Genomic DNA, 19,270 nt, shown 5'->3' with positions numbered 1-19,270 from the left:
CGCGGCGGAGAGATGCAAGCAAGAAGAATGCCGCCCCTGTCGCACCGCCCTGCGCCGCAAGCAGATCGCTCGTGAAGCTCAGCAGCGCCCGCGCTGAAGGCAGTGCTCGCGGCCCTCCTGGTCGGTGCGGAAAGCCTCGACGAAGCCGCCCTGACGCTGGGTGACGAAGATCGTCTTGCCGTCTCGGCCGCCGAAGGCAAGATTGGTCGGCTCCTTCGCCCTCAGCGCGATCTCCCGCTCGACCGCGCCATTGGCCTTCATCAACGTGATCGTGCCCTTGAGGATGCGCGCGACGTAGAGGCGGCCGGCCATGTCGGTGCGCAGGCCGTCGACGGTGTCGGGCTGAAACGCCTTGACGAGTCTTGGACTGGTGAGCTCGTTGCCGCCGACCGTGTAGGACCAGATCTGGCCGCTGCTGGATTCCCCGACATAGAGCGTCTTGTCATCAGGGCTGAGGTCGATGCCGTTGGTCGTGCCCATCGCGCGCGGCGCCGACATGAGCTGTCCCTGCACCGTTCCGTCGGCACCCTTCGCGATGCGCCAGATGTGGCCTTCGCGACCTTTCCAGTTCGGATCGCTCGCGTAGATCGTGCCGTCGCGGGCGATGGTGATGTCGTTGGGCTGGTTCATCTCGTCGGAGTGAAACCAGATGGCGGGCTCGGTCGATCCCTTCGGGATCGCGAAGATGTTGTGCTTCTTGTAGTCGGCGATGAACATGGTGCCGTCGCGGGCGAAGCGGATGGCATTGCCGACGCTGCCCTCGGGCAAAGCCGTGAACGGCTCGGACGCCGCGCCGCCGACAGGCAGCTTGCCGATGGTGCCGGGCTTGCCGAAATTGACGACGAAGAGATTGCCGTCGAGATCGGCGGCCGGCCCTTCGATTCCGAAGGTGTATTCGCCTGATGGCGTCACCTGCACGCTTTCGAACAGTTTCGTTTCCGCTCGGACCGGTGCCATCGCAAGGACGAGAACAACGCTACTGCACAGGCACCAGAAATTCCTGCCGGATGTAATAGCCATCGCCGTCGCTGCACTCGCCATTCAGATAGGGATCGGCCGGCCGGAAGAAGCGGCTGAAGCCGGGTTTGTCTACAGCGTTCCTTTGTGTCACGACGACGACCTTGGCGGCCGGTATTTCGCCGCATTCCTTGTTGGTTTTGCCAAAGAACTTGCGCTGCGGCGGGCCGGACCTGATCCGCATCCGGATGCCTGGAACCATTTTTGACGCCAGCAGATCCGCCGTGTCGAGCAGGCGCGTGTAACCAGGCTCGGCCTTCGGCAGGCCTTCGCCACCCGGCGGCATCAGCTTCTCCGCGCCTAACCCGCGAAGCCGCGTGCGCAACTTGCCGGAGCCGGGATCACCAGGATAGATCCAGCCATCCTGCGCCAGCATGAAGCGAAGCACCGTCGCGTCCTTCTGAGCGTCAGATTGGCCCGGCTTCAGGCCGAAATCCGAGTGACAGCCGACGCAATGCTTTTCGACGAGGCCCTTGCGCAAATTGGTGAGCCGGACGCTGTTCGGCGCGTCCCTGGCCACGAAGACCGCCAGTTGATCGATCAGCGCCTGGCTCCGCATGTCGCAGGGCAACGGCGGCGGCGCATCGCCCGCGGCGCGGTCGATCCGGATCACGGTCTGGTTCTTGTCCTCGACCAGCCAGATGGCGCCGTCCTCCGCGACCGTCATGCCGACCGGGGCGCCTTGCGGCCGGGCGCCGTTGACGCGGTGCCAGCCTGCGATCAGTTCCTCGAACGGCGCGGCGGCGACGTCGCCGCCTTCGGTCTGAAAGCTGTGGGCCGGATCGGCCGCGCAGCTGACATGATAAGACACCGGCGCCGGGACGGGCTTCGGGAAGCCGTGGTCGTCGACGTCATAGACGATGACGCGGCTGCCGGTCGGGCGATAGCCATGCAGGCCAACCACCAGCTTGCCTTCGAGCTCCGGAAATTTCGCCCCGTGATAATAGAGCATCGCGAGCGGCGCGCCGTGCGGTGGAAGCAGCGAGAACGGCGCCTTGTAGAGAGCGTTGGCGGTGCACAGCGCTTTGTAGACCCCCGACTGCAACACGATCCTGAATTCGGGACTGGGCGTCGACAGATCGTAGCAATAAGGCCAGCCGTAATGCCTGCCCGGCTCGATCGCGTTGATCTCCTCGTTCGGCTTGAAAATATCGGGCAGGTCGCGGCCGTTCTCGCCTTGCAGGAAAGCATAGCCCGCATCGGGGAAGTTCGGATGCAGTGCCAGCGCCATCGAGTTGCGCAGGCCGCGCGCATAGACGCTGTGCGGCGGGTCGGTCTCGCCAGGCTTCAACGCCGGAAAGATACCGCCCGGGGGCGGCGTGAACAGCCAGATCGATGCCATCGCGGAAGCGCCCTCGGCCGCCGCGCAAGATCTCGTGATCGGCGCCGGCGTGATGCAGTCGTCGCTGTGCGAGCCGACATTGACGAACAGCCGGCCGTTCTTATCAAAGACAAACTGCTTGAGTGGATGCGCGCTCTCGTCGAGCCTGCCGCCGTCGGGCAATGTGATCCGGCGGCCGGGCATGTGACGGACGATGGCCTCGACCGTGTCGCGCGGATTGTCGGCGAGCGGATCGAACCGGAATATCGTCTCCGCGCTCGAGGCATAGAGCTTCTTGTCCGGGCCGATCACCAGGCCGAACGGATACTCGATTGCAGTCAGCAGCTCCTTGAACCGCTGTCCCTGGGGCGCGCGCGGGTCGAGCAACAGCAGCCGGCCATCGGTATGGCCCCAGCCTGCCATATCGGCGACCACGAACAGGTCACGACCGGGCACCTGGATGATCGAGCGCGGGAATTTCAGCCGATCCTCCTCGCTGGCGACGAGGCCGGCGCAAAATCCCGCCTTCATGTCGATCTGGATTCTGGGAAAAGCCAGATCGGCACTGCCACAGGTCTCCGTGCCGATCGCATAGCCGCTCTTGCGGACCGGTTCTGATGAGCCTACCGAGGTGAGGGTCAGGAGGACCACCAAGGCGACCGCGCATGCGCGCAGGCTTCGGCTTTCACGCCAAAATGTGAGGTGGTTCACGGCGCCTCCCGGACTTTCCGTCCAGGGTTGTTCCATGCCGTGGGAATGCCGTCCAGTTGATCAACACCCCCTTGTGATCAAACCGGCAGGGGGCTTGGCGCCGACCAATCTCCGTAGATTCCCTTACCGGGCTCGACCCGAATGTTTCGCGAAGGCTTGGAATGGTATCGGTTTGCCGTCCCAATCGCTCCCAATAGGAGACGCATATGGTCCAGGTCTATTTTCACTGCTCCAACTTGGACGGCACGCTGATCGATCGCAGCGGCACAGCCGTGACCAACCTGACCGAGGCGCGCGACCGTGCCGCCCAGATCATGAACGCGATGATCCTGACGCCCGGCGCTGAGGATTGGCGCGACTGGGTGATCCATGTCAGCGGCTCCGATGGCGAGGAGATCTTCGATCTCCCCTTCACTGCCATGCTCGGCAAGCCGCACTGAGGTGATGCCATGTTGCTCGCGTCACTGACCCTGCTCCGCCAGCCCCTGAACTTCATCGCCAGCAAATGGCAGACGCTGATGCGGGTCGCGGGCAATCCCTACCGCCCCGAGCTTCACTACATGCGCGGGCCTGGCCCGAAATGGCACGCCAAGTATCAGGCCAGCCGGCTGGATCGCGCGCGCTGAGCCCTGCGGCTCCTGCTTCCCACTGATCGGTCTCTCAATGCGTCATGCCCGGGCCTGTCCCGGGCATTCTCGTCTTGGCATCTACGTCTTGCCGACTGCGCCTCCCCCGCCTGTTTCACACCAGCCATGCCACGCCGCCCTTTCGATGTTCTCGGTGGGGGCGATGTGCCATTCTTCGCGCGTTCCGCCGAATGCGGAGCTCAGCGCAACGAAGCCAAACCGAAGACAGCACACAGACATCATCATGCCTCACCAGTTCAGCCACGCCCAAACCGTCCGCAAGCCCGCCATCACATCCAAAGGCGGCATCGTCGCCACGCAATCGCGGCGGGCGGCCGAAGTGGGGGCGCAAGTGCTGGCAGCGGGCGGCGACTGCGTGGATGCGATCGTCGCCACCACCTTCGCGCTCAACGTGCTGGAGCCCTGGAACAGCGGCATGGGCGGCGGCGGCGCGATGGTGCTCTACCGTGCCGCGGAAAATCGCTATGAGGTGATCGACTACGGCATGTGCGCGCCGCAAAGCCTGCGCACCGCCGACTATCCGCTCAGCGGCGAAGGTGCGGCTTCCGACCTGTTTCCCTGGCAGCGGGTCAAGGGCGACCGCAATATCCACGGCCCCGGCTCCATCGCCGTGCCCGGGGTCGTCGCCGGCATGGACGAGGCGCATCGCCGCCACGCCAGGCTGCCATGGAAAGATCTCGTCGCGCCGGCCGTCGCCCTCGCCGGTGAAGGCCTGCTGGTCGACTGGTGGACTACGCTGACGATCGCGGCATCGGCGGCCGATCTTCGGCGCTATCCGGGAAGCGCGGCCACGTTCCTGAAGGATGGCCTGCCTCCGAGCGCGCCATGGGGTATCAAGTCCGAGACGCGGCTGCCGCTGGACGCGCTGAAGGCGACACTGGCGCACCTCGCCGACGCCGGTCCGCGCGATTTCTACCAGGGCGACCTCGCCAGAAGCATCGCGTCCGACATCAAGGCAGACGGCGGCGCCCTATCGGTGGAGGACCTCGCCGCGTTCCGAGCCCATCTGCGCGATCCGCTGGCGATCCCCTATCGCGGCGGCAAGGTGTTTGCGACGCCGGAGCTGACGGCCGGACCGACCATGGCGCATGCGCTGCGCCTGTTGCAGCAGAACCTGAAGCCGGGAAGCGCGCCCGATGCGGCCGCCTACGCCGAATATGCTGCCGCGCTGCAATCGGCTTATCGCGAGCGGCTCAAGGATATGGGGGATGCCGACGGCAAGCGCTCGCTCGGCGCGGACTATCTGGCGCCCTCCTGCACCACGCACTTCTCCGTGGTCGACCGCCACGGCAACATCGCGGCGGTGACGCAGACGCTGCTGTCGTCCTTCGGCTCGAAATACGTCACGCCGCACACCGGCATCGCCATGAACAACGGCATCATGTGGTTCGACCCGATGCCGGGCACCACCAACTCGCTCGCCCCAGGCAAGCGCTGTCTCACCAACTACACGCCTGTCATCGCCGAGGCCAAGGACGGCAGACGGCTCGCGGTCGGCGCCTCCGGCGGTCGCCGCATCCTGCCGTCGGTGATGCAGATCGTGTCGTTTGCGATGGATTTCGGCATGGATCTCGATGCCGCGATCCACCAACCGCGCATCGACGCCAGCGAAGGCGCGATCGTGATCGGCGATACCAGGTTGCCGGCGGACACACGTGAGACGCTCGCGGCGCGATTCGACTATGAGGAAGCACGGGTGCAGTCCTTGCCGCAGAAGTTCGCCTGCCCGAGCGTCGTGATGCGCGACGGCGACACCAATTCCGGCGCGGTCGAGATCTTCCAGCCCTGGGCCGACGCGGTGGCGGAGGGCTGAGCCTAGATCCCCAGCCGGTCGCGCACGCGACCAGCGATCACTGCCGTCGTCACGCCGACCGGCCAGAAGGCATGCATCGGGATCGGCTTGATGCCGGTGACGGGCATGTCGATCTCGGCCTTGGCGCCGCCGATCAGACGCCGCGCCAGCTGCGCGCCCATCGCGGTCGAGAGCGCGACGCCGCGGCCATTGCAGCCGAGCGAGATCAGGATGTTGTCCGCGGGCTCGTGCACATGCGGGTAATGATCCGCGGTGATGGCGAGCCGGCTGTTCCAGCCATGGGTCCAGGCAACGCCCTTGAGCTGCGGCCATAGCCGCTCGGCGTATCGCATGAGATAGGCGACGTCGCGCGGCGAACTGATCCAGCGCATCGGCCCGCGGCCGCCCATCAAGAGGCGGTTCTGCTGATCGATGCGGTAATAGACGGTGATGTGGCCGCTCTCGTAAAGGACGGGACGCGTCGGCATGATCGAACGGGCCACGTCGTCAGACAGCGGGGCCGTGGCCGCGATCGAGGAAAACACCGGCACGATGGTGCGGCGAAGCGCCGGCCAGAGATCGTCGGTAAAACCGTTGGTCGCGAGCAGCACCTTGTCGGCATGCACCACCGCGCGCGGCGTCTCGATGCGCCAGCGGCTGCCTTCGCGACGGAGTGATAGTGCGGGTGTTTCGCCATACACCTTCGCGCCCGCGGAGATCGCGGCGCGCGCGAGGCCGCGGGCATAGCTGAGCGGATGCAGATCGCCGCCGCGGGTATCGAGCATGGCGCCGATGTAGCGATCCGTGCCCGTCATCTCGCGCAATTGCTCGCGATTGAGGTACGACACCGGCATGCCACGGGCGATGCACTGCTGTGCGGTTGTCTCGATCGCGGCGGCGCTCGCCTCGTTATAGGCCGCGCGCAGCGTGCCGTTCTGCCGTGCTTCGCACGGGATCTGGTAGCGGCGGATCAAATCGTGGGTGAAGTTCGTCGTGCCGTAGGAGAACGCGACCATGCGGCGGCCGAGCTCTGCGCCGAAATCGGCCTCGATCTGATCGGGGTCGTGCTTCAGTCCCGGATTGGTGTGACCGCCATTGTTGCCGGATGCGCCCCAGCCCGGCTCCTGCGCCTCCAGCACCAGTGCCTCGACACCCTGCTCCGCCAGATGCAACGCGGTGGACAGGCCGGTGTAGCCGCCGCCGATGATGGCGACCGAGACCCTCTTGTCGATCTCGAGCGGCGGCGTGGCCACCGGCGCAACGGCGGTGTCGGCATAGAGAGACGGCGGCAGAGTCAGGCGCGTGGTCATGGCGAAGACCGATCAGAGCGGATGCAGCACGCGGCGCAGAAAATCCTGCGTCCGCGCATGCTGCGGTTGGTTGAGCACCGATTTCGCCGGTCCCTGCTCGACGATGACGCCGCCGTCGATGAACAGCACGCGGTCGGCGACGTCGCGGGCAAAGCCCATCTCGTGGGTGACGACGACCATGGTCATGCCGTCGTCGGCGAGCTTGCGCATCACGCCGAGAACGTCGCCGACCAATTCAGGATCGAGCGCCGAGGTCGGTTCGTCGAACAGGATGGCCTTGGGCTGCATCGCCAGCGCCCGCGCGATCGCGACGCGTTGCTGCTGGCCGCCGGAGAGCTGCGGCGGATGTTCGTTGGCTTTCTCGGCAAGGCCCACCTGGGCGAGCAGCGCGCGGCCACGCTCGAATGCCTGCGCACGCGGCTCCTTCTTCACATAGAGCGGACCTTCGACCACGTTTTCCAGCACGGTCCGATGCGGAAACAGGTTGAAGCGCTGGAACACCATCGAGACCTGGGTACGGACTTGCACGATCGACGGCGCGTCGCGGTCGACCTTCAATCCCTCGACGCTGATCTCGCCGCGGTCGTAGCTTTCGAGACCGTTGATACAGCGCAAGATGGTGGACTTGCCGGAGCCGGAGGGGCCGACGATGCAGACCACCTCGCCCTTCTGGACGGACGCCGTGATGCCCTTGAGCACCTCGTTCTCGCCAAAGCTCTTGTGGACGTCGGTCAGCTCGATCATTTCTTGCCGGCCCGCTTCTCGAAGTGACGGACCAGCAGGATCAGCGGAATGCTCATGGTGAGATACATCAGCGCAACCATCGTAAACACGTTGGTGTTCTTGAAGGTCGAGGACGCGATCAGCTTGCCCTGAAGGGCGAGCTCGGCGACCGTGATGGTCGAGGCCTGCGAGGAATCCTTCAGCATCATGATCATGACGTTGCCGTAGGGCGGCAGCACGATGCGCACCGCCTGCGGCAGCACGACCCGGCGCATGGTCAGCCACCAGCCCATGCCGATCGATTGCGCCGCCTCGATCTGCCCCTTGTCGATGGCCTCGATGCCGGCGCGGAAATTTTCCGCCTGATAGGCCGAGTAGGCGATGCCAAGCCCGAGGATCGCGGCCTGCAACGCGCTGAGCGTGACGCCGAGATCAGGCATCACGAAGTAGAGGTAGAACAACAGCACGATGATCGGAATGCCGCGGATCACGTTGATCAGGCTGGCGCTGAGCAGCGACAGGACGCGGATGCCGGAGACCCGCATCATCGCCCAGACGAGGCCAAGCACCGTCGAGAGCAGCAGCGAGCCGATGGTGACGACGATCGTCAGCACGACGCCGCTCATCAGGATCGGGAAGAATTCGGCCGCGTCGTGCCAGAAGCCTTTCATCGATCAGCTTTCATCGATTGGCCGCTGGCGATCAACCCTGTGCTTTCAGACCCCATTTATCAAGGATCTTGTCGATGGTGCCGTTGGCCTTCAGCTTGGCGAGCGAGGCATTGATCTTGCCGAGCAGCGCGGCTTCGCCCTTGCGCACGCCGATGCCGACCGAGCCGACGGTGACGGGCTTGTAGCCGTCGACCAGGCGCACCTCGGGGAAGCCGCCCTGCTTCAGATTGTAGGCGAGGATTGGATAGTCGGCGTAACCGGCCTTGAGGCGGCCGGTGTTCACGTCGCGCAGGATGTCGGGGATGGTGTCGTAGGCCTTGACGTCGGCGAACAGGCCGGACTTCTTGAGCGCGTCGACGAAGGCGGTGCCGACCTGGGCGCCGACCGTCTCACCCTTCAGATCGTCCTGGGTGGCGTAGGCCTTGGTGTCGCTCTTCGGGACCACGAGGCCTTCGCCATAGGTGTAGATCGGGTCGGAGAAGTCGACGACCTCCTTGCGCGGCGCCGTGATGAACATCGCGGCCGCAATGATGTCGATCTTGCTCGATGTCAGCGACGGGATCAGCGCCGAGAACTGCATCGGCTCGATCTGCACGTTGAAGCCGGCATCCTTGCCCACTTCAGTGACGAGATCGACCATGATGCCCTGAATGCTATTGGTCTTGGTGTCGAGGAAGGTGAAGGGAATGCCTGTCGGCGTCGAGCCGACCTTCAGCACTTGCTGCGCCGAAGCCGGCGCTGCTGCGGCAATCGCGAGTGCCGCGACCGCGGCCAGACCAAAACGCTTCATCGCATCCCCCTTGGGCCCGGCCGATGGCGGCGCTCGCAGATCTCGTCATCGCAGACGTTGCGGGCCAAGCCGTTTCGGCCTATTTTCACCAATATGAAAATTTGGTCACACTTTCGCGGCCGTTGCAAGCGGTTTTCATACACATGAAGGAAGCGGTTTGACGTGAGCGGTGGCAAGAGAATGCGCAGGCCGGCCGGCGCAAAGCCGGCGAAGAAGGTGCAGATAAAGGTGAAGGTGAAAGCCAAGGCCAGCACCAGCGCTTTCGCCAAATCGGCCGAGCCGGCGATGGATGTCGCGGTCGGCCGCCGCATCCGCGATCTCAGGCGGATCAGGCAATTCTCGCTCGAGACGGTCGCCTCGCGCACGGAGCTTTCGATCGGCTTCCTCAGCCAGATCGAGCGCGGCCTGTCGTCGCCGTCGCTGCGCGTGCTGGCCACGCTCGCCGACGTGCTCGGCGTCGGCATCGCCGCGCTGTTCGGCGCGAGCCCGAACGCCGACGGTGCATCCGACCAAATCGTCACGCGCGGGCCGCAACGGCCCGAACTGAAGCTCTGGCGCACCGGCGTGTCGAAGCAATTGCTGAGCCCGGCCAGCGCCGACAACCGGCTCAATCTATTCCTGGTACATCTGGAGCCCGGCGGCTCCACCGGCGACGAACTCTACACCCATGACGGCGAAGAAGCCGGCCTCGTGCTCGAAGGCGAGATGATGCTGACGGTGGACAGCGAGACATGGTCGCTGAAGACGGGCGACAGTTTTCGGTTTGCAAGCCGGAGGCCGCACCGATTTTCAAATCCGGCCGAGGATGCCAAGGCGGTGGTGCTGTGGGTAAATTGCGTGACGGGGACGGGGTAGCGGCAGCGGTCATTGCGAGCGAAGCGAAGCAATCCAGGGTCTTTCCGAGGAGGCAGTCTGGATTGCTTCGCTTCGCTCGCAATGACGGGAGGATAGAGTCTTAACCGAACCGGTACTTGTACCGGTCCACCGTCAGCGCACTCACATCAATGTCCGGCTTCTTGCCCGACAGCATGTCGGCGAGCACGCGGCCGGAGCCGCAGGACATGGTCCAGCCGAGCGTGCCGTGGCCGGTGTTGAGGTGAAGGTTGGCGTACTGCGTCGAGCCGATCACGGGCGGGCCGTCGGGCGTCATCGGGCGCAGGCCGCTCCAGAACGTTGCCTTGGAGAGATCGCCGCCGCGCGGAAACAGATCGGTCAGCGAGTGATCGAGCGTGGCGCGCCGCGCCTCGTAGAGCTGGCTCGAGAAGCCCGAGATTTCGGCGGTGCCGCCGACGCGGATGCGATTGCCGAGGCGCGTGATGGCGACCTTGTAGCTCTCGTCCATCACGGTCGATTCCGGCGCGCCGGAAGCGTCCTTGATCGGCACCGTGATTGAATAGCCCTTCACGGGATAGACCGGCAGCGAAATATCGAGCGGCGCGACCAGCCGCGACGACCAGCTTCCGAGCGCGAGCACGTAAGCGTCGGCCTGCAACATACCGGCGCTGGTCACGACGCCGCTGACGCGCCCGCCGTCGGTGACGATGCGGTCGATGCTGGTGTTGAACATGAAGCGCACGCCGAGCGCTTCGGCATGCTTGGCCAGCGCCTGCGTGAACATGTGGCAGTCGCCGGTCTCGTCCTGCGGCAAACGCAGTCCGCCCGCGAACTTCTCCTTCACGCCCGCCAGAGCCGGCTCGGCCGCGATGCAGCCCTCACGGCTGAGCACCTCGAACGGCACACCGTATTGCTTGAGCACGGCGATGTCCTCACCGGTGCCGTCGAGCTGGGCCTGATAGCGGAACAGCTGCAGCGTGCCCTGCGAGCGCTCGTCATATTGAATGCCGATGTCGCGGCGCAGGTCGCGCAGGCAATCGCGACTATATTCCGCGATCGGGATCATCCGGCTCTTGTTGATCGCGTAGCGTTCGCTGGTGCAATTGCGCAGCATCTTGAGCAGCCAGACCCACATCACGGGATCGAGCTTCGGCCGGATCACCAGCGGGCCGTGCTTCATCAGCAGCCATTTGACCGCCTTCACCGGTACGCCGGGACCGGCCCAGGGCGAGGAATAGCCGGGCGACACCTCGCCGGCATTGGCAAAGGAGGTCTCGAGCGCCGGTTCGGGCTGACGGTCGACGACCGTCACCTCATGGCCGGCACGTGCGAGGTAGTAGGCAGAGGTGACACCGATGACACCGCTGCCGAGGATCAGAACTTTCACGCTTGGTCAAACTCCCGCGGCATCACGCTCGCCGCTGCAAGAGGGAACTCCGCAACGGCGAGAGCAATTATCAGGCCACCCGCTTGATGGCATCGCCGAGGATCGACACGATATCGTCGATGTGGCTCTTCTCGACGATGAGCGGAGGCGACAGCGCAAAGCTATCGCCGCTCATGCGGAAGTACAGCCCGCGATTGAAGCAGTCGACCATGACGTCGTAGCCACGCACGCCGACCGTACCGTCACGCGGCGACAACTCGACCGCGCCCATCAGGCCGCAATTGCGGATGTCGACGACATTGGGCAAGCCTTTCAGCGAATGCAGCGCATCGCGCCAATATTCGGAGATCGACGCACCGCGGGTCAGCAGGCCTTCGTCCTTGTAGATGTCGAGCGTGGCGATGCCCGCGGCGCAGGCGACCGGATGCGCCGAATAGGTGTAGCCGTGGAACAGCTCCATCGCGTTCTCCGGGCCGACCATCAGGCCGTCGTGAACCTTGCGGCTCGCGAACACGGCGCCGCAGGGAATGGTGCCGTTGGTGATGCCCTTGGCCGTCGTCATCATGTCAGGCGTGGCGCCGAAGAAATTGGCGGCGAACGGCGTGCCGAGCCGGCCGAAGCCGGTGATGACCTCGTCGAAGATCAGGAGGATGCCGTGCTTGTCGCAGATCTCGCGCAGGCGCTGGAGATAGCCCTTCGGCGGCGGCAACACCGCAGTCGAGCCCGGCACCGGCTCGACGATGACGGCAGCAATGGTCTCGGCGCCGTGCAGGGCCACCAGCCGCTCGAGATCATCGGCGAGCTCGGCGCCATGCTCGGGCTGATCCTTGGCGAAGGCGTTGCGGGTGAGATCGTGGGTGTGGCGGATGTGGTCGACGCCCGGCAGCAGGGTGGCGAAGGCGCGGCGGTTGGCGACCATGCCGCCGACCGAGGTGCCGCCGAATCCGACGCCGTGATAGCCGCGCTCGCGGCCGATCAGGCGGGTGCGGCTCGCCTGGCCGTTGGCGCGATGATAGGCGAGCGCGATCTTCAGCGCGGTGTCGACCGACTCGGAGCCGGAATTGGTGAAGAAGATGCGATCGAGGCCCTTCGGCGCGATCTCGGCCAGACGCTCGGCGAAGTCGAATGCCAGCGGATGGCCCATCTGGAACGACGGTGCGAAATCCAGCGTCATCAGCTGGCGCTCGACGGCGGCGGCGATCTGCTTGCGGCCGTGGCCGGCATTGACGCACCAGAGGCCGGCGGAGGCATCGATCACCTTGCGGCCGTCGACAGTGGTGTAGTGCATGCCTTCGGCCGAGGAGAACAGGCGGGGCGCCTTCTTGAACTGCCGGTTGGCCGTGAACGGCATCCAGAACGAGTCGGTCTTGATCGTGTTCGGAATCTGATGAAGGGTCACGGGCCACGCTCCTTTGCTGACCTGGTACCAGAGGCACGGCTTGAAAAGCGCAACAAGTCCTTTTCTGATGAGCTGCAAGCCATTGATTTGACTAGGCCCGCCGGTCCATATTTGCGCGATCCGCAACACTTGCAACACGGGCCAGGGACATGAGCGTCGATATCGGTGGACGGCTGCGATTCATCCGGGCGCGCCAGAAGCTGTCGCAGCGCGAACTCGCCAAACGCGCCGGCGTCACCAATTCGACGATCTCGCTGATCGAATCCAACCAGATGAACCCGTCGGTGGGGGCGCTGAAGCGCATCCTCGACGGCATTCCGATGGGGCTCGCCGAATTCTTCGCGCTGGAGCCGGAGAGCCGGCGCAAGATCTTCTACCGCGGCGAAGAGCTGACCGAGGTCGGCAAGAAGCCGATCTCCTATCGGCAAGTCGGCGACAATCTATTCGGTCGCAGCCTGCAAATCCTGAAGGAGCGCTACGAGCCCGGCAGCGACACCGGACGCGTTCACCTCGTCCATGACGGCGAAGAAGGCGGCATTGTGATTTCAGGAAAGCTCGAAGTCACCGTCGAGGACGAGCGCCGCATCCTCAATCCGGGCGATGCCTACTACTTCGAAAGCCGTCGCCCGCATCGCTTCCGCTGTGTCGGCGGCAAGCCGTGCGAGGTGATCTCGGCCTGCACACCGCCGACGTTTTGAAGTTGTCCGCAATCCTACGGAGCCACCGGTATCTTACGGAGGTTGAGCCATCTCAATTTCCGCAGCCTGATCCTCTATATGTTTCGAGCCATAGCCAAGCAGCCTCCGCTTTCCGGAGCCGCTTCGTAACAGGGCTCGCTATGAAGATCACGCTCGCAAATGCAGAGGCCGCACTCGATGAAGTGCAGCGCGACAGCGACAAGCTCCATTCGGAGGAGCTGCGCAAGACCATCGCGAATTACATCGAGTCGCAGCGAGAGGCGCTCAAGGCTCTTCGCAAGAAGCTGCACTAGCAGGCGGGGAGGGACGGGCCCGCCCGCCGCTGCTTGAAGGCTACGTCAGCAACTCCTCGATCCGGATCGGGAAGCGGCGGACACGCACGCCCGTCGCATGCCAGACGGCGTTAGCGACTGCCCCTGCACTGCCGGTGATGCCGATCTCGCCGACACCCTTGATGCCGAGCGCGTTCACGTGCGGATCGTGCTCATCGACCGTGATCACGTCGAGCGGCGGCACGTCGGCATTCACCGGGATATGGTACTCGCCGAGATTGGCGTTCATGATCCGGCCGGTGCGGCGGTCGGTGATGGCTTCCTCGTGCAAGGCGAAGGACAGGCCCCAGATCATGCCACCGAACAGCTGGCTCTGCACCATGCGCGGGTTGATGATCCGTCCCGCGCCGAAAGCGCCGACCATGCGGGTGACGCGGACCTGGCCGAGTTCGGGATCGACCTTCACCTCCGCGAACACCGCGCCATGGGCGTGCATCGCATACTCCTCCATCGCCGTCGGATTCGGCGCGCCGGTGCCGCGCGCCTCGACCTCGGCCATGCCTGCGCGGGCAAGAATCTCGGAGTAGCTTTCGCCGCAGCTCTCGTCGTCGCGCCGGATCAACCTGCCATCGCGCGCGATCACGCCGGCGTTGCCGGCGCCGAACAGCGGCGAGTGCTCGTCACTCGTGGCGAGATCGGCGAGTTTCGCAATCACGGCCGCGCCTGCGCTGTGGATCGCGGCACCCGCGGTCGCGGTATGCGCGGAGCCGCCGGCAATGCCGGCGTCGGGCAGGTCGGACGACCCCGCCTTGAACTCGACGCGGTCGATATCAAGCCCGAGTTCGTCGGCCGCAATCTGCGCCAGCGCCGTCCAGGCACCCTGCCCCATGTCATGCGCGCCGATCTCCATGGCACCGGAACCGTCGCGGCGAAGCACGGCACGTGCCTCGGCCTGGAACATCAGCGCCGGGAACGTCGCGGTACCCATGCCCCAGCCGACCAGAAGACCATCGTCGTCGCGCATCTGCCGCGGCTGGAGCGGTCGCTTCGCCCAGCCGAAGCGCGCAGCGCCTTGCTCGTAGCAGGCGCGCAGCGCCTTGGACGAGAACGGTTTGCCGGTGATGGGCTCGACCTCGGCATAGTTCTTCAGACGAAAGGCGAGCGGATCGATGCCGCAGTCCCAGGCCATCTCGTCGATCGCGCTCTCCAGCGCGATCGAGCCGGTCGCCTCGCCGGGCGCGCGCATGAACAAAGGCGTACCCGTGTTGACACGCACGGCGTCATGCGAGGTGCGGATCGCAGGTGCCGCATAGAGCGTGTGCGAGGCATCGGCCGCGGGCTCGTAGAAATCGTCGAACGTGCTCGACACGGTGCGCGCGTGGTGATCGAGCGCGGTCAGGCGCCCCTCGCCATCGGTGCCGATGCGCAGCCGCTGCCGCGTCGGCGCGCGATGGCCGACCGGGCCGTACATCTGCTCACGGCGCAGCACCAGCTTGACCGGTTTGCCGACGAGCTTTGCCGCCATGATGCCGAGGACCGGCGGGCCGGCCATGAGTCCCTTCGAGCCAAACCCGCCGCCGAGGAACGGGCTGCGGATGTGGATCTTGTCGTGCGCGATGCCGAACAATTCGGCAACACGCGCCAGCGACAGCATGAGACCCTGCGTCGGCATGTCGATCTGCAGGTTGTCGCCATCCCAGGCAGCCACGATCGCATGCGGCTCCATTGCATTGTGATACTGCGGCGGCGTTTCGTAGACCGCGTCGATACGCTTCTCGGCCGACGCAAGTCCCGCCTCCACATCGCCGCGATGATTTTCCGTGGGGTTGCCGACGCCGACGACCGGCGGCACGAAGCTTTCACCCGCATCGAGCCCAATGAGCGCAGGCAGCGTCTCGTAGCGCGGCGCCAGCAGCGCGGCGCCTTCCGTGGCCGCCTCGAGCGTTTCGGCGATCACGACGGCGATCGGCTGGTTGGCGTAGCGGACCTCGTTGCTCTGCAACACCTCCATCCGGAACACGAAAGGATTGGTCTTGATCTCGGGGTCGATCGCGAGCTCAGGCTTGTGGTCTGACGTCATGACATCGACGACGCCGGGGTGGCGCTTGGCAGCGCTGACATCGAGCGAGGTCACGCGGCCGCGCGAAATGCTGGCGACGGCCATTACCGCAAACAGCATGCCGGGCGGATGATTGTCGGCGGCGTAGGTCGCCTGGCCCTTGACCTTGAGGACCCCGTCGCGGCGGGTCAACGGCTGGCCGATGTTCGAGCCGTGACGCAGATGAGCGGGCGCGCTGGTGAGATTAAGTTCGGGCATGAATGGCTCCGGACGTCGAGGCAAAGGGAGAGGCCGGCAGCGCGGGGATGCGCACGGGCGTACCGGCGGCAGCGAGGCTCAGCGCGCGCACGATGATGCGGCGCGCGAGCTCGATCTTGAAGGCGTTGTCGCCGGACGGTTTTGCGTCGGCGAGCGCGCGCGAGGCGGCTTCCTGGAAAGCGTCCACCGTGGGCGCGACGTTCCTGAGCACGTCCTCCCCAGCGCGGGCGCGCCAGGGCTTTGCGGCGACACCGCCGAGCGCAAGCCGCGCCTCCGCGATCTTGCCGTTCTCGATCCGCAGCGCGGCCGCAGCCGAGACGACGGCAAACGCGTAGGACGTTCGATCGCGGACCTTGAGATAGCGCACATGCGCGGCAAAGCCCTGCGCAGCGGGCGGCAGACGCACCGCCACGATCAGATCCCCCGGTTCAAGCGCCGATTCACGCTCGGGCGTATCTCCGGGCAAGCGATGAAGTTCGTCGAGCGCGATCTCGCGCCGCCCGCTCCTGCCTTCGATCTCGACGATGGCGTCAAGCGCGACCAAGGGTACGCAGAAGTCGGATGGGTGCGTTGCGATGCAGTTTTCGCTCCAGCCGAGCACGGCGTGGGTGCGGTTCTCGCCGTCACGCGCGTCGCAACCGCTGCCGGCCTCGCGCTTGTTGCAGCGGCTGGCGGTGTCGTAGAAATACGCGCAGCGGGTCCGTTGCAGCAAATTGCCGCCGACGGTCGCGGCATTGCGCAATTGCGCCGATGCGCCGGAGAGCAGCGCTTCGGCGACGGCCGGATAGGACTTTGCGAAGTCGGCGTCATGCGCAAGATCGGCGTTGCTCACCAGTGCGCCGATACGCATACCACCGTCGGCGAGACGCTCGATCCGATCGAGGCCGTCGAGATGGGTGACGTCGACCAGACGATCCGGACGGCTGACGCCGCCCTTCATCAGATCGAGCAGATTAGTGCCGGCGGCGAGATAGGCGGCGCCCGGCTGCGCGGCGGCGGCGACGGCCTCGGCGACCGTGGCCGGCCTGACGTAATCAAACTGCTTCATGCGGAGCGCCTCTGGTTGGATTCGTCCATGCCGGCCTGCGCGTCGAGCACGGCATCGACGATGCCGGCATAGGCGCCGCAGCGGCACAGATTGCCGCTCATGCATTCGCGAATGCGCTCGGGATCGTTGCCGGCCTGCGCCTCGCTCATCATGCCGATCGCGCTCATGATCTGGCCGGGCGTGCAGAAGCCGCACTGAAATCCGTCATGGGCGATGAAGGCGGCCTGCACGGGGTGAAGTTGGTCGCCGCGCGCGATGCCTTCGATTGTGAGGATGTCGGCGCCGTCATGACTGATCGCGAGCGCGAGGCAGGAGTTGATGCGCTTGCCGTCGACGAGAATGGTGCAGGCGCCGCATTGGCCGCGGTCGCATCCCTTCTTGGTTCCGGTCAGATGGAGGCGCTCACGCAGGAGATCGAGCAGCGTGACGCGCGGATCGTCGAGGACGAAGTCGCGCCGCGCACCGTTCACGGTGAGGCTGATGGAGTGGTTCATATAAGGCTCCGATCAGATATGGACATGAGTGATCGCGCAGCGCGCCACCGCCGTGGCCGCCGTCGACATGCGCTCCGAACATCGGCAACGACTTCAGCGAAGATACGGAGGCAGCCTCCGCTTAACAAGGGCCGGCGGGAAATATTTGGAATTCGTCAAAAGCCCGTGCGCATCAACGCGATGCAGCCCCGTAAGGGTTCAATCTAACCAATTCGTGATCTACATTGCGTGGATGGACGACCACACCACCGACCAGACCCGGAAGCCCCGCGCCGATGCCGTGCGCAATCGCGAGCGCGTGCTTGAGGCGGCAAAGGCCGTGTTCAACGCGGGTGGTCCCGAGGCGAGCCTGGAGGCGGTGGCAAAACGTGCCGGCGTCGGCATCGGCACGCTCTATCGGCATTTCCCGACGCGCGAGGATTTGTTCGAGGCGGTGTACCGGCGCGAGGTCGAACAGCTCAGCGAGCTCGCCGAGCAGTTGAAGAACGGGGACCCGGTCGATGCGCTCAGGCGCTGGCTGCACTCAGGCGTCGAGTTCGTTGCCACCAAAAAGGGCATGGTCGCAGCCTTGGCACTCGCGGTGCAGAGCGGGTCGGAGTTGCATGCCTTTTCCTTTGAGCGCCTGACCAAGGCGATCGGCTCGCTGCTCGATCGCGCAGCCGCGGCCGGCGCGATGCGCGCAGACATAAGTCCTGAGGACTTGCTGCGCGCGTTCTTCGGCATGTGCTACATGCACGACCAGCCCGGCTGGCAATCCTCGGTGCTGCGGATGCTCGACGTGTTCGTCGACGGGTTGCGGGTGCAGCCTGTCGTGAAGGCTAAGGTCCGCGCGGCCGCAAAGCCCGCGAAGCCGGCTGCAAAGCGGAACCGATAGCGTCACCCTGTCAGGATCGGCCTCAGTGCCTCGCGGTGATGCACGATGAAGTCGAAGAAGGCCGCGATCCGCGGTACACGCCGGAGATCGGGATGCGTCAGGATGCGCCAGCTTCGCGTCAATTCCGGAATCGGGCCAAGGACGCACACGAGATCGGCTTCGGCATCGCCGAGCGCGACGGGAAGCGGACCGATGCCGACGCCGGACTTGATCGCGGAAACGAGGCCAAGCACGCTGTTGACGCGCGCAGCCATCTGAGCATTGGGCGCGACCTCCTTCAGCCATGTGACGGCGCGGTGCTTGGAGAGGGATTCGTCCAGCCCGACCAGCAAATGAGACGTGAGGTCCTCGACACGATCCGGGCTGCTGTGCCGGTGAAGATAGTCGCGGCTGGCGTAAACCGCCCAGATCGACTCGGCGATCTTGCGTCCGACCAGCTCGTCGTCGGTATCGCCCGAGCGAAAAGCGATATCGACCTCGCCCTTCGACAGATCGAGATAGCCATCGCTCATCACGAATTCGACCCGCAGCGAGGGATGCAGCGTGTGAAAGTCGCCGACGAGGCCGGACTGGATGAGCCGGGCGACAATCGGCTCGGGACAGGTGACGCGGATCACACCCTTCATGTCCTGCTCGGCGTCAGCCGTCCGACGCTGGAAGTCGCCAATGGTGGCTTCGACCCGTTCGGCATAGGGCAGCATGATGTGACCGAATTCGGTGAGGCGGTAGCCGCTCGGCTGACGCATCACCAGTGCGCGGCCGACCCGCCGCTCCAGCTCCTCAAGCCGCCGCTGCACGGTCGACTGGCTGAGGCCGAGCGCCTTGCCGGCGGCAATGGTGCTGCCATGCCGCGCGACCGCCAGGAAATATTTGAGGTCGTTCCAGTCGAACATGGAGCGATTATGCACTTCTGCGGCCGCCGGCCGCAATGTTGCGGCTGCCGGGCCCGAACCGCGGCACCTAGG

The 19,270-nt window shown here is 65.3% G+C and carries 19 protein-coding genes; 7 read left to right on the top strand and 12 right to left on the bottom strand.

The window, feature by feature from the left end; translation table 11 throughout:
- Positions 1 to 78: 78 nt before the first annotated feature.
- Both IVB41_RS25170 and IVB41_RS25165 read right to left on the bottom strand, forming a co-directional pair.
- A complete protein-coding gene (locus IVB41_RS25170) occupies positions 79 to 1,020 on the bottom strand; it encodes an SMP-30/gluconolactonase/LRE family protein (protein WP_247435975.1) in 942 nt (313 codons plus the stop codon).
- Entirely contained in the window at positions 977 to 3,049 is a 2,073-nt protein-coding gene (locus IVB41_RS25165) for a PQQ-dependent sugar dehydrogenase (protein WP_247435970.1), read from the bottom strand. Before IVB41_RS25165 ends, IVB41_RS25170 begins: the two co-directional genes overlap by 44 nt.
- A 206-nt stretch (positions 3,050 to 3,255) precedes the next feature.
- Here IVB41_RS25165 and IVB41_RS25160 point away from each other — a divergent pair, with 206 nt between their 5' ends.
- The 3 genes from IVB41_RS25160 (at position 3,256) to IVB41_RS25150 (ending at position 5,509) form a co-directional block, all read left to right on the top strand.
- Complete coding sequence (locus IVB41_RS25160; RefSeq protein WP_007606355.1) at positions 3,256 to 3,489, top strand: DUF6894 family protein; 234 nt, start codon at positions 3,256 to 3,258, stop codon at positions 3,487 to 3,489.
- 9 nt (positions 3,490 to 3,498) lie between these two features.
- Positions 3,499 to 3,675 (top strand): hypothetical protein, encoded by a 177-nt coding sequence (locus IVB41_RS25155; RefSeq protein ID WP_247357227.1) that lies wholly within the window; start codon positions 3,499 to 3,501, stop codon positions 3,673 to 3,675.
- 244 nt (positions 3,676 to 3,919) lie between these two features.
- A complete protein-coding gene (locus IVB41_RS25150; protein ID WP_247435967.1) occupies positions 3,920 to 5,509 on the top strand; it encodes a gamma-glutamyltransferase family protein in 1,590 nt (529 codons plus the stop codon).
- A 2-nt stretch (positions 5,510 to 5,511) separates the two neighbouring features.
- On the opposite strand, the gene IVB41_RS25145 is transcribed toward IVB41_RS25150, so the two are convergent.
- The 4 genes from IVB41_RS25145 to IVB41_RS25130 are packed head-to-tail and all read right to left on the bottom strand — an operon-like array spanning position 5,512 to position 8,982.
- Positions 5,512 to 6,798 (bottom strand): FAD-binding oxidoreductase, encoded by a 1,287-nt coding sequence (locus tag IVB41_RS25145; RefSeq protein WP_247435964.1) that lies wholly within the window; start codon positions 6,796 to 6,798, stop codon positions 5,512 to 5,514.
- 12 nt (positions 6,799 to 6,810) lie between these two features.
- Complete coding sequence (locus IVB41_RS25140; RefSeq protein WP_027516072.1) at positions 6,811 to 7,542, bottom strand: amino acid ABC transporter ATP-binding protein; 732 nt, start codon at positions 7,540 to 7,542, stop codon at positions 6,811 to 6,813.
- A complete protein-coding gene (locus IVB41_RS25135; RefSeq protein WP_007600584.1) occupies positions 7,539 to 8,192 on the bottom strand; it encodes an amino acid ABC transporter permease in 654 nt (217 codons plus the stop codon). Before IVB41_RS25135 ends, IVB41_RS25140 begins: the two co-directional genes overlap by 4 nt.
- Positions 8,193 to 8,223: 31 nt before the next feature.
- A complete protein-coding gene (locus IVB41_RS25130; protein WP_247282586.1) occupies positions 8,224 to 8,982 on the bottom strand; it encodes an ABC transporter substrate-binding protein in 759 nt (252 codons plus the stop codon).
- Between the two features lie 180 nt (positions 8,983 to 9,162).
- Here IVB41_RS25130 and IVB41_RS25125 point away from each other — a divergent pair, with 180 nt between their 5' ends.
- Complete coding sequence (locus IVB41_RS25125) at positions 9,163 to 9,837, top strand: helix-turn-helix domain-containing protein (RefSeq protein WP_247435960.1); 675 nt, start codon at positions 9,163 to 9,165, stop codon at positions 9,835 to 9,837.
- Positions 9,838 to 9,937: 100 nt separating this feature from the next.
- Here IVB41_RS25125 and IVB41_RS25120 read toward each other — a convergent pair whose 3' ends face one another.
- Together IVB41_RS25120 and IVB41_RS25115 are read right to left on the bottom strand one after the other, a co-directional pair.
- Positions 9,938 to 11,203, bottom strand: coding sequence for a D-amino acid dehydrogenase (locus tag IVB41_RS25120; protein ID WP_247357233.1), 1,266 nt, complete (start codon positions 11,201 to 11,203; stop codon positions 9,938 to 9,940).
- Between the two features lie 70 nt (positions 11,204 to 11,273).
- Positions 11,274 to 12,602, bottom strand: a complete 1,329-nt coding sequence (locus tag IVB41_RS25115) for an aspartate aminotransferase family protein (protein ID WP_247435957.1) — start codon at positions 12,600 to 12,602, stop codon at positions 11,274 to 11,276.
- Positions 12,603 to 12,751: 149 nt separating this feature from the next.
- Here IVB41_RS25115 and IVB41_RS25110 point away from each other — a divergent pair, with 149 nt between their 5' ends.
- Together IVB41_RS25110 and IVB41_RS25105 are read left to right on the top strand one after the other, a co-directional pair.
- On the top strand, positions 12,752 to 13,300 hold the full coding sequence (locus IVB41_RS25110; RefSeq protein WP_007606338.1) for a cupin domain-containing protein: 549 nt from the start codon (positions 12,752 to 12,754) through the stop codon (positions 13,298 to 13,300).
- 140 nt (positions 13,301 to 13,440) lie between these two features.
- Positions 13,441 to 13,593 (top strand): hypothetical protein, encoded by a 153-nt coding sequence (locus IVB41_RS25105; RefSeq protein ID WP_197031157.1) that lies wholly within the window; start codon positions 13,441 to 13,443, stop codon positions 13,591 to 13,593.
- Between the two features lie 40 nt (positions 13,594 to 13,633).
- Here the strand turns inward: IVB41_RS25105 and IVB41_RS25100 are convergent, their stop codons facing one another.
- From IVB41_RS25100 to IVB41_RS25090, 3 genes are read right to left on the bottom strand one after another with little or no spacing between them, the layout of a single operon-like run.
- Positions 13,634 to 15,889 (bottom strand): xanthine dehydrogenase family protein molybdopterin-binding subunit, encoded by a 2,256-nt coding sequence (locus tag IVB41_RS25100; RefSeq protein WP_247435954.1) that lies wholly within the window; start codon positions 15,887 to 15,889, stop codon positions 13,634 to 13,636.
- Positions 15,876 to 16,937 (bottom strand): xanthine dehydrogenase family protein subunit M, encoded by a 1,062-nt coding sequence (locus tag IVB41_RS25095; protein WP_247435951.1) that lies wholly within the window; start codon positions 16,935 to 16,937, stop codon positions 15,876 to 15,878. Before IVB41_RS25095 ends, IVB41_RS25100 begins: the two co-directional genes overlap by 14 nt.
- The gene (locus IVB41_RS25090) at positions 16,934 to 17,431 is read right to left on the bottom strand and encodes a (2Fe-2S)-binding protein (protein ID WP_247282581.1); all 498 of its coding nucleotides are present in this window, start codon (positions 17,429 to 17,431) and stop codon (positions 16,934 to 16,936) included. Before IVB41_RS25090 ends, IVB41_RS25095 begins: the two co-directional genes overlap by 4 nt.
- A 232-nt stretch (positions 17,432 to 17,663) precedes the next feature.
- Here IVB41_RS25090 and IVB41_RS25085 point away from each other — a divergent pair, with 232 nt between their 5' ends.
- Positions 17,664 to 18,305 carry a TetR/AcrR family transcriptional regulator gene (locus IVB41_RS25085; RefSeq protein WP_247357266.1) on the top strand — a complete coding sequence of 214 codons (642 nt, stop codon included), beginning with the start codon at positions 17,664 to 17,666 and terminating at the stop codon, positions 18,303 to 18,305.
- 2 nt (positions 18,306 to 18,307) lie between these two features.
- On the opposite strand, the gene IVB41_RS25080 is transcribed toward IVB41_RS25085, so the two are convergent.
- A complete protein-coding gene (locus tag IVB41_RS25080) occupies positions 18,308 to 19,198 on the bottom strand; it encodes a LysR family transcriptional regulator (RefSeq protein WP_247435948.1) in 891 nt (296 codons plus the stop codon).
- Positions 19,199 to 19,270 lie beyond the last annotated feature (72 nt).

The organism is Bradyrhizobium sp. 44 (genome assembly GCF_023073095.1).
Classification (GTDB): domain Bacteria; phylum Pseudomonadota; class Alphaproteobacteria; order Rhizobiales; family Xanthobacteraceae; genus Bradyrhizobium.
The sequence above is the reverse complement of the archived record's forward strand: the minus strand, read 5'-3'. Positions and strand labels throughout refer to the sequence as shown.

What these genes read in the sequence shown, in the direction of transcription:
- IVB41_RS25170 (WP_247435975.1), bottom strand. Translation starts at nt 1,020, where the DNA reads ATGGCTATTACATCCGGCAGGAATTTCTGGTGCCTGTGCAGTAGCGTT.
- IVB41_RS25090 (WP_247282581.1), bottom strand. Translation starts at nt 17,431, where the DNA reads ATGAACCACTCCATCAGCCTCACCGTGAACGGTGCGCGGCGCGACTTC.
- IVB41_RS25085 (WP_247357266.1), top strand. Translation starts at nt 17,664, where the DNA reads ATGGACGACCACACCACCGACCAGACCCGGAAGCCCCGCGCCGATGCC.
- IVB41_RS25100 (WP_247435954.1), bottom strand. Translation starts at nt 15,889, where the DNA reads ATGCCCGAACTTAATCTCACCAGCGCGCCCGCTCATCTGCGTCACGGC.
- IVB41_RS25080 (WP_247435948.1), bottom strand. Translation starts at nt 19,198, where the DNA reads ATGTTCGACTGGAACGACCTCAAATATTTCCTGGCGGTCGCGCGGCAT.
- IVB41_RS25095 (WP_247435951.1), bottom strand. Translation starts at nt 16,937, where the DNA reads ATGAAGCAGTTTGATTACGTCAGGCCGGCCACGGTCGCCGAGGCCGTC.
- IVB41_RS25105 (WP_197031157.1), top strand. Translation starts at nt 13,441, where the DNA reads ATGAAGATCACGCTCGCAAATGCAGAGGCCGCACTCGATGAAGTGCAG.
- IVB41_RS25125 (WP_247435960.1), top strand. Translation starts at nt 9,163, where the DNA reads ATGCGCAGGCCGGCCGGCGCAAAGCCGGCGAAGAAGGTGCAGATAAAG.
- IVB41_RS25160 (WP_007606355.1), top strand. Translation starts at nt 3,256, where the DNA reads ATGGTCCAGGTCTATTTTCACTGCTCCAACTTGGACGGCACGCTGATC.
- IVB41_RS25110 (WP_007606338.1), top strand. Translation starts at nt 12,752, where the DNA reads ATGAGCGTCGATATCGGTGGACGGCTGCGATTCATCCGGGCGCGCCAG.
- IVB41_RS25140 (WP_027516072.1), bottom strand. Translation starts at nt 7,542, where the DNA reads ATGATCGAGCTGACCGACGTCCACAAGAGCTTTGGCGAGAACGAGGTG.
- IVB41_RS25145 (WP_247435964.1), bottom strand. Translation starts at nt 6,798, where the DNA reads ATGACCACGCGCCTGACTCTGCCGCCGTCTCTCTATGCCGACACCGCC.
- IVB41_RS25150 (WP_247435967.1), top strand. Translation starts at nt 3,920, where the DNA reads ATGCCTCACCAGTTCAGCCACGCCCAAACCGTCCGCAAGCCCGCCATC.
- IVB41_RS25130 (WP_247282586.1), bottom strand. Translation starts at nt 8,982, where the DNA reads ATGAAGCGTTTTGGTCTGGCCGCGGTCGCGGCACTCGCGATTGCCGCA.
- IVB41_RS25135 (WP_007600584.1), bottom strand. Translation starts at nt 8,192, where the DNA reads ATGAAAGGCTTCTGGCACGACGCGGCCGAATTCTTCCCGATCCTGATG.
- IVB41_RS25155 (WP_247357227.1), top strand. Translation starts at nt 3,499, where the DNA reads ATGTTGCTCGCGTCACTGACCCTGCTCCGCCAGCCCCTGAACTTCATC.